This is a genomic window from Enterobacter cloacae complex sp. SHL022, from assembly GCF_049237785.1.
GTDB classification, from domain to species: domain Bacteria; phylum Pseudomonadota; class Gammaproteobacteria; order Enterobacterales; family Enterobacteriaceae; genus Enterobacter; species Enterobacter hormaechei_C.
Map to the genome: position 1 here is coordinate 96,174 of NZ_JBMKJH010000013.1, position 7,874 is coordinate 104,047.

Here is a 7,874-nt window from a genome sequence, read left to right on the forward strand (position 1 = left end):
ATGATATATCCTGATGTTTCCTGAAAATGCGTTTTGTCTATTCACTTTTGGCTTTCTGGCCAGGGGATGTTTTACACGTATTACGAGGGTGGGTTTTAAATTCTCATTATCTTCAGTTAGTTGTATTAAATGAACATGTTTTCCATACGTGATCATATAAGCCTGAAAAGTATAATTAAAACATCGTGGCTTAATAAAAGTAATAAATTTGCGTTAAGGGAAGGCTTTTATCATGCACACACAGACCATATTTGAATTAAGCCAGGAAGCTGAACGTTTGTTACAGCTCGCTCTGAACAATCTTGATTCATTAAAATCTATGCCGATTGCAAAACTGGATAGCACAACCGCTGCCATGAGCGGCGTTAATAACAACGTTTTGCCATTGCATTTTAGCGCACGAGGTGTCGACGCTCAGCAGGCGATGCTGAATAATGAATTACGCAAAATAACCCGCCTCGAAATGGTACTGGCGATTGTGGGTACCATGAAAGCGGGAAAATCGACCACCATTAATGCGATTGTGGGCACGGAAGTGCTGCCGAACCGCAATCGTCCGATGACGGCGCTTCCCACGCTGATCCGCCATACGCCGGGCCAGAAGGAGCCGGTGCTGCATTTTTTGCACGTTTCGCCCATCGATACCCTGATTACCCAGTTGCAGAAAAAACTGTGCGATAAAGATCGCGGCAAGCTGGCGCGGCGTCTGGAAATCGACAAGGACATGAATACGCTGCTGGAGCGCATAGAAAGAGGTGAGGCGTTTGAAAAACATCACCTGGGCGCGGAGCCCATCTTTCATTGTCTGAAAAGCCTGAACGATCTGGTGCGGCTTTCTCAGGCGCTAGGCGTGGAGTTTCCGTTCTCTGAGTATGCCGCGATTGAACATATTCCGGTGATTGAGGTGGAGTTTGTGCATCTCGCCGGTCTGGATGCGCACCTGGGGCAACTGACGCTGCTCGACACGCCGGGGCCGAACGAGGCCGGTCAGCCGCACCTGCAAAAAATGCTCAATGAGCAGTTGGCGCGCGCCTCCGCCGTTCTGGCGGTGATGGACTACACCCAGCTTAAATCCATTTCTGATGCTGAGGTTCGTCAGGCAATTTCGGCTGCCGGGAAATCCGTGCCGCTTTACGCCCTGGTCAACAAATTCGATCAGAAAGATCGTAATAGCGACGATGAAGAGCAGGTGCGGGCGATGATTTCCGGCACGCTGATGAAAGGGAATATTTCTCCGGGGCAAATTTATCCGGTCTCTTCCATGTGGGCCTATCTGGCAAACCGCGCCCGCTATGAGATGAACGTCCATGGGCGCCTTCCCGATCATCAGGATCAGCGTTGGGTACAGGATTTTGCCGAGGCCGCGCTGGGCCGCCGCTGGCGAACGGCCGACCTGGACGATATTGACCATATTCGCCATGCGGCGGATCTGCTGTGGGAGGATTCGCTGTTCGAACAGCCCATCCGCAAACTGATTTACGCGGCTTACGCCAACGCCTCACTGTTCGCTTTACGGTCGGCATCGCATAAGCTGCTGAACTATGCGCAAAATGCCAGAGAATACCTGGACTTTCGCCATCAGGGACTGACGGTCGCTTTTGATGAGCTGGAGCTGAATATTGCGCGCCTGGAAGAGGATATGACGATGCTGCGTCAGCGGCAGAGCGTGGTGAGCGATGAGGTCCAGCATGAAGTTGAAGAGGCGCTCAACGCAACGGATGCTTTTCTGCTTCGCCAGAAAGATGAACTTCACCAGGCGCTGGGCGACATTTTTAGCCGCCCGTCTATTCTTGACTTAGCAGGCCGCGAGCCATCCAGTTTGCGTGAAGACGACGCGGATGCGATCCAGCAGCTGGTGCTTGACGATGAAGGGCATGCGCAGATTGTCCTGAGCAAGATCCGATCGTCATGCGAGCAGATTATGCTGAATGCGCAGAGCAGAATTGGCCGGGAGCTGGCGTTACGCTTCGATCAGCTGGAGTCTACGCTCGCCCGATCGTTGAATGAGGCGATGCGACCCATCGAGACGCGAATTAAGGAACAGCTCAGTCATGCCGGATTTCGGGCGCGGATTAGCTTCCCGGCGTTTCAGGCAAACCAGCTTAATTTCAATACGCGCGGGTTATTTAATGATGCCATTGTGCAGGACACCCCTCCCGCCAGTCAGCCAGCAGGGGCAGGCAGCGTACGTAATACCGTCTCGCGCTGGCTCAATAATCCCGGCTGGGGCTGGGAGGAGTATGTCGTGACGCGCACACGCTATGTCATCGACATCGCTCAGCTTCATGGCAAATTTACGCAACATACCGATCAGTTTTGCGATCAAATTCGTAAAGCTTTGGCCGCGCAGGTCGATGTCTCTGTTACGGCAGGTATGGCAACGTTCTTTGCAGAGTTTTCGTTGTGCCTGACCGGGTTACAGGAAAGCTTGCGTGATAGCCTTGCCGTTCGGCAGCAGAATGAGCATTCAACCCGGGCGCTTAGCCAGTTGTTGAAGCAAAGTATGACCACTGCGGCGTGGATTCAGGAAGATACCCGACTGTTACGCGATGATATTCAAACCTTATTCGCGGCAGAGCAACCATGACAACACAGCTACTGGACGGTCCCGGGCGGACGCTGGAGTGTATTCATCCAAAATTTATGGTCGATTTGGTCCAGGGGGCGGATGCTGCACGTCACGCCCTCCTGGGGCCACAGCAACTACAATTTCGTGAGCGTTTGACGCAGGAGATCATTACGCAGACCCGGCTGCGGCCGTGGGCAATGGCGGGAATGCTCAACGAAAATGCAGCACTGCGGCTGGGTCTGGCGGAGAAACTTGCCGGTATGCTCGACCCCGGACACCTTGCGCTGACCCGTATGTCCGACAGGCTGGTAGCCCTGCGCCAGCAGGTGAATCCACGCCTCCCTCAACCTCCCGGATTGTTGCAACAGTACGAGGAGCTCTCCGCACATTTCAACCAGCGTGCCGCCTATAAAGAGAAAGCGCTCGCGCAGCGAGGCCTTACGGTTCAGGCGGGTGAGCACAGCGAGCAAATTTTTACCCGCTGGCGAGCCGGGCAGTATGACGGCTGGTCGCTGGCTGGCCGCTGCTTTATCGTGCTGGAAGAGTTGCGCTGGGGGGCGTTTGGCGATGCCTGTCGTCTGGCGAATAGTGATGTGGCGGCCATGCTGAAAGATAACCTGCGCAGCATGGCCGCAAATTATCTGGCACAGGAGATTAATGCTTCTCCCACCACCCGGCATTTTTACCATCAGTGGCTGACGACGCCCGCTTCTCCCGGTCTGATTGATTATAAAGATATGCTGGGCTGGCTGGGGGACTGGTGTCAGGCGGAAAAACATCCGGTGAGCTGGTCAGTGACGCAGAGCTGGCAAACGGTCGCGCTGGGGATGCCAAGACTCTGTTCGGCAAAACGGCTTGTGGATGGCATGGTGGAAGAGATATTTGGTACGTGATTGCCCCCCTCTTTTTAAAGAGGGGGGCGAAAGGGTTAGTGGTGCATTTCTACCGCTTCATGTTCTGTCCGGGACTCAGGCACATGCCCAAAGCGTCTGGCGTACAGTGCCGTGATGATAGGGACCAGAATTGCCGTCACAATCACGCTGGCGGCAACCAGAGCCGTGGCGGAAGCGGCTACGGGTTCAAAGGCCGGGTTAATCTGGGCGATAATCACCGGGTTGGCTACCGCAGCGCCTGCGGCCGAAGAGGCGGCCACACCCGCGGTTCCGTTGCCGCCCCCGATGACGCGGTCTGCAATAATCAGCGGAATACCCGTGATGACGATGACGGCAACACCCAGCACAATACCCAGCAGGCCGGTTTCCAGAATTACGTTCAGGTTGATGGTATTGCCCAACGCGAAGCCGAAGAACGGGATCAGTACCGGGGTGGCTTTGCTGAAGAAATCGCGCAGATCGTGATCGAGGTTACCCAGCGCAAAACCAATCAGGAACGGCAGGATCGCCCCGACAAAATGGTGTAGTTCAAAGGAGGCAAGGCCAGCAGAACCCAGAATCAACATCGTCATCAGTGGACCCGACTCCAGGGACATCAGCACGAACGCGCCCGATTCTTCTTTGGTGCCATATTGATTCATCAGGCTGGCATAGAGACCGCCGTTGGTCATATCCATTGCTGAGACAATGGCCAGAACGGATAATCCGGCGAAGAAGCCAGTCTGAATTCCATTCTCCGGAATGAACATCGCACAGATCATGGCAACAACCCAGGCGACCGCAATTTTAGTAATGACCAACGTCCCTGATTTACGTAATACCGTACCTGTTGCACGCAAGTTAATAGATGCGCCGATGCAAAAGAACCAGACTGCCAGAATCGGTACCGTTCCGGTGATCATACCTTTTGTAAAACCGCCAAAATAAGCACCGGTATTCGGGGCCAGCGTATTTAATATCGCGCCAAGTACCAGCGGGACCAGCATCATCCCGCCCGGGATGCGTTCTATAGTTGCTTTAATCTTCATCATTAACCCTCACATCTCGCCCGCGTGGCTGGCGGAAATCTCAAAAAATAGATCAACAAATTCAAATGATTGCCTTTTTGGAGGCCAATCGATTCGTTACTTATGCTGTAAAGTGAAATTAAGGCGTTCAGTATTCCTTCATTTGAAAGCCGCTGAGATATCGTGTTCGGATTTATCATGCGATCTTTGGAATTGCGATTCAATCAAAACGAAACGTTGTTTTAGTTATCTCTGTCACATATTGAATGGAAACAGGATTGCCCATGGTTAATAATTAAATTTTGTGTAAATTCGCTGTGAAGAAATGTGTCTGTATTTTGTTTGGGAATGAATAATAACGGGCGTTAAGATCTGTTTGATAAGGGGGTTGAGAATGACCTTACTTATCGTGAATTGACAAAAGCTGAAGGCATCTTACGAACAGGAAAAATATATGTGAAGTTGATCACATATATAAACGCTGGTAGGGTAAAAAGGTCTTTAACTGCCCAGACAGGCGTCAACAGGTTCGGTTGTATTGAGGTAAAACGTCAATGTAAGTAAACCTGCTACGCTTGAATAAGGAGATTCGCATGGAGCGGATCTCTGGTTCACAGCTTGCAAAATGCGCTGTGAAACGGACGGGGCTGAGTCTACGAGGAAAGCTATGCTTAGAAGGAAAAAAGTAAAACCCATCACGCTGCGCGATGTCACCATTATTGATGACGCGAAACTGCGCAAAGCGATTACAGCGGCCTCGCTCGGTAATGCGATGGAGTGGTTCGATTTTGGTGTTTACGGCTTTGTGGCCTATGCACTTGGTAAAGTGTTCTTCCCCGGTGCCGATCCCAGCTTGCAGATGATTGCCGCGCTGGGTACGTTCTCCGTTCCCTTCCTGATTCGCCCTCTTGGTGGTCTTTTCTTCGGCATGCTGGGTGATAAATATGGTCGCCAGAAAATCCTGGCTATTACCATTGTCATCATGTCGATAAGTACATTCTGTATCGGCCTTATTCCGTCGTATGCGACTATTGGTATATGGGCGCCGATTCTGCTGTTGATCTGTAAGATGGCGCAGGGCTTCTCCGTTGGCGGCGAATATACCGGTGCATCGATTTTTGTCGCCGAATATTCTCCGGACCGTAAACGCGGCTTTATGGGCAGCTGGCTGGACTTTGGTTCGATTGCCGGATTCGTCATGGGCGCGGGGGTTGTCGTTCTGATCTCAACCGTAGTGGGTGAAGAGAACTTCCTTGACTGGGGCTGGCGTATTCCGTTCTTCCTGGCGCTGCCGCTGGGCATCATTGGGCTTTACCTGCGTCACGCCCTGGAAGAGACGCCTGCGTTCCAGCAGCACGTTGAAAAGCTGGAGCAGGGTGACCGTGAAGGGTTACAGGATGGCCCGAAAGTGTCGTTCAAGGAGATTGCGACCAAACACTGGCGCAGCCTGCTGACCTGTATTGGTCTGGTGATTTCCACCAACGTCACCTATTACATGCTGCTGACCTACATGCCGAGCTACCTGTCGCATAACCTGCACTACTCGGAAGACCACGGTGTGCTGATTATTATCGCCATCATGGTAGGTATGCTGTTTGTGCAGCCGATTATGGGTCTGTTGAGCGACCGCTTTGGCCGTAAGCCATTCATTATTCTCGGCAGCGTCGCCTTGTTCGCACTGGCAATTCCGGCCTTTATTCTGATTAACAGCAATGTGCTGGGGCTGATTTTCGCCGGTCTGCTGATGCTGGCAGTGATCCTTAACTGCTTCATCGGGGTGATGGCTTCTACGCTGCCGGCAATGTTCCCGACGCATATTCGCTACAGTGCGCTGGCGGCAGCCTTTAATATCTCCGTTCTGATTGCGGGCCTGACGCCGACACTTGCTGCTTCACTGGTGGAGAGCACGCAGAACCTGATGATGCCTGCTTACTATCTGATGGTCATTGCGGTGGTCGGCCTGATTACCGGTATTACCATGAAGGAGACGGCGAATCGTCCCCTGAAAGGGGCAACGCCTGCGGCGTCTGATATTCAGGAAGCGAAAGAGATCCTGCGTGAGCACTACGATAATGTAGAGCAGAAGATTGAAGATATTGACGCAGAGATCGAGGCGCTCCAGAAAAAACGTTCTCGCCTGGTTGACCAGCATCCAAGAATTAACGAGTGATAAAAAAACCCGCCGCTGGCGGGTTTTCTTTTATTAGCATCCTGCGGCGATGTAGTCGCCGCCAGCGCTGACGGGGATCACCGTCAGAAACAGGACCGTCGCGAACAGTATCAGAACAACCCCTCCGGCAATTTTGACCATCGGCATTATCCAGTTCAGGGACGTGCCGCCACCAAACCAGGCTACTGTGCGTTCACGTGCGTAACGTACTGCCAGCGACAGCCCCATAATCGACAGCGCCGTGCCCAGCGACATTGTCATCACAGCAGCAATCCCCCAGCTAATAATGCCGAGCGCATTCGAGAACATCAGGATCATAATTGCCCCGCTGCACGGGCGTGCGCCTATGGCCAGCACCACGCCCAGACGGGTTTTCCAGTCGCTTTTAGCCAGATCCACCCCTACGCCGTGATGGCCGCAGCCACAATGTTCATTATGCTGGTGAAGCGGCTTGATGGCGCTAATCGCCATTTTGCGCGGACGCAGGCTGCTGAGCGCCTGATAAATGATAAATGCACCGAAGGCGGCAATCACTAGGGCGCTGATTTTCTCGACGTACCAACGGCTGGTGCTGATATCCCCTGACGCGAAGTTCAATCCAACCGCCAGGATAAAGACAAAGGCGATTGCGCTGACGCCCTGCATCAGGCTACCGATAAACGGTACGACGCGCGCCGCGAGCTGGCTCTCTTTATTGGTGGTGAGATACGTGGTGACGATGAATTTGCCGTGTCCCGGTCCAACGGCATGGAGTACACCATAAAGAAACGCACCGGTTAACAACCACAGCCCACCGCTGTACTGATGATTATTAAGTTGCAGCAAATACATCACCAGATAACGGTGCAGGGTGATCTGGGTGGCGAGGCACCACTGAATAAAAGCATTCCAGTGCCCATGCAGTGCAAAACCTGCCATAAGTAACACCAGCACGGCGAGCCCGGCGGTTGGGAGACGCCAGTCACGTTGAAGTCGTTGTGTCGTCATGAGGTTGACCCGCGAGAGAAATATTTGCCGCTAGTATAGTGTTCAAATCGCTGGATCACACCGGGATCGTCAATGGATTGTGGATAAGTCTGTGCGTAAAAAGGTATAAGGCGGGGTTTTGCTGGGGAATACAGCAATCAGTCATTTTTTTGCAACTTTTCTGTTGCGGTCGCTCGGGAACTCCCTATAATGCGCCTCCATCGACACGGCGGATGTGAATCACTTCACAAACAACCCGGTCGGTTGAA

The 7,874-nt window shown here is 52.7% G+C and carries 5 protein-coding genes; 3 read left to right on the top strand and 2 right to left on the bottom strand.

Annotated elements, in window-relative coordinates; translation table 11 throughout:
• Positions 1–232: 232 nt before the first annotated feature.
• Positions 233–2,587 carry a clamp-binding protein CrfC gene (crfC, locus tag ACOTZD_RS21165; protein WP_045337009.1) on the top strand — a complete coding sequence of 785 codons (2,355 nt, stop codon included), beginning with the start codon at positions 233–235 and terminating at the stop codon, positions 2,585–2,587.
• Positions 2,584–3,462 (top strand): diguanylate cyclase regulator RdcB family protein, encoded by an 879-nt coding sequence (locus ACOTZD_RS21170; RefSeq protein WP_003860203.1) that lies wholly within the window; start codon positions 2,584–2,586, stop codon positions 3,460–3,462. Before crfC ends, ACOTZD_RS21170 begins: the two co-directional genes overlap by 4 nt.
• Before the next feature lie 35 nt (positions 3,463–3,497).
• Here the strand turns inward: ACOTZD_RS21170 and kdgT are convergent, their stop codons facing one another.
• Positions 3,498–4,490 carry a 2-keto-3-deoxygluconate transporter gene (kdgT, locus tag ACOTZD_RS21175; protein ID WP_003860201.1) on the bottom strand — a complete coding sequence of 331 codons (993 nt, stop codon included), beginning with the start codon at positions 4,488–4,490 and terminating at the stop codon, positions 3,498–3,500.
• A gap of 646 nt (positions 4,491–5,136) precedes the next feature.
• On the opposite strand from kdgT, the gene proP reads away from it, so the two are divergent.
• Entirely contained in the window at positions 5,137–6,639 is a 1,503-nt protein-coding gene (proP, locus tag ACOTZD_RS21180; protein ID WP_003860199.1) for a glycine betaine/L-proline transporter ProP, read from the top strand.
• A 33-nt stretch (positions 6,640–6,672) separates the two neighbouring features.
• Here proP and ACOTZD_RS21185 read toward each other — a convergent pair whose 3' ends face one another.
• Positions 6,673–7,626, bottom strand: a complete 954-nt coding sequence (locus tag ACOTZD_RS21185; RefSeq protein ID WP_023315242.1) for a nickel/cobalt transporter — start codon at positions 7,624–7,626, stop codon at positions 6,673–6,675.
• Positions 7,627–7,874: the final 248 nt, after the last annotated feature.

What these genes read in the sequence shown, in the direction of transcription:
- ACOTZD_RS21170 (WP_003860203.1), top strand. Translation starts at nt 2,584, where the DNA reads ATGACAACACAGCTACTGGACGGTCCCGGGCGGACGCTGGAGTGTATT.
- crfC (WP_045337009.1), top strand. Translation starts at nt 233, where the DNA reads ATGCACACACAGACCATATTTGAATTAAGCCAGGAAGCTGAACGTTTG.
- proP (WP_003860199.1), top strand. Translation starts at nt 5,137, where the DNA reads ATGCTTAGAAGGAAAAAAGTAAAACCCATCACGCTGCGCGATGTCACC.
- kdgT (WP_003860201.1), bottom strand. Translation starts at nt 4,490, where the DNA reads ATGAAGATTAAAGCAACTATAGAACGCATCCCGGGCGGGATGATGCTG.
- ACOTZD_RS21185 (WP_023315242.1), bottom strand. Translation starts at nt 7,626, where the DNA reads ATGACGACACAACGACTTCAACGTGACTGGCGTCTCCCAACCGCCGGG.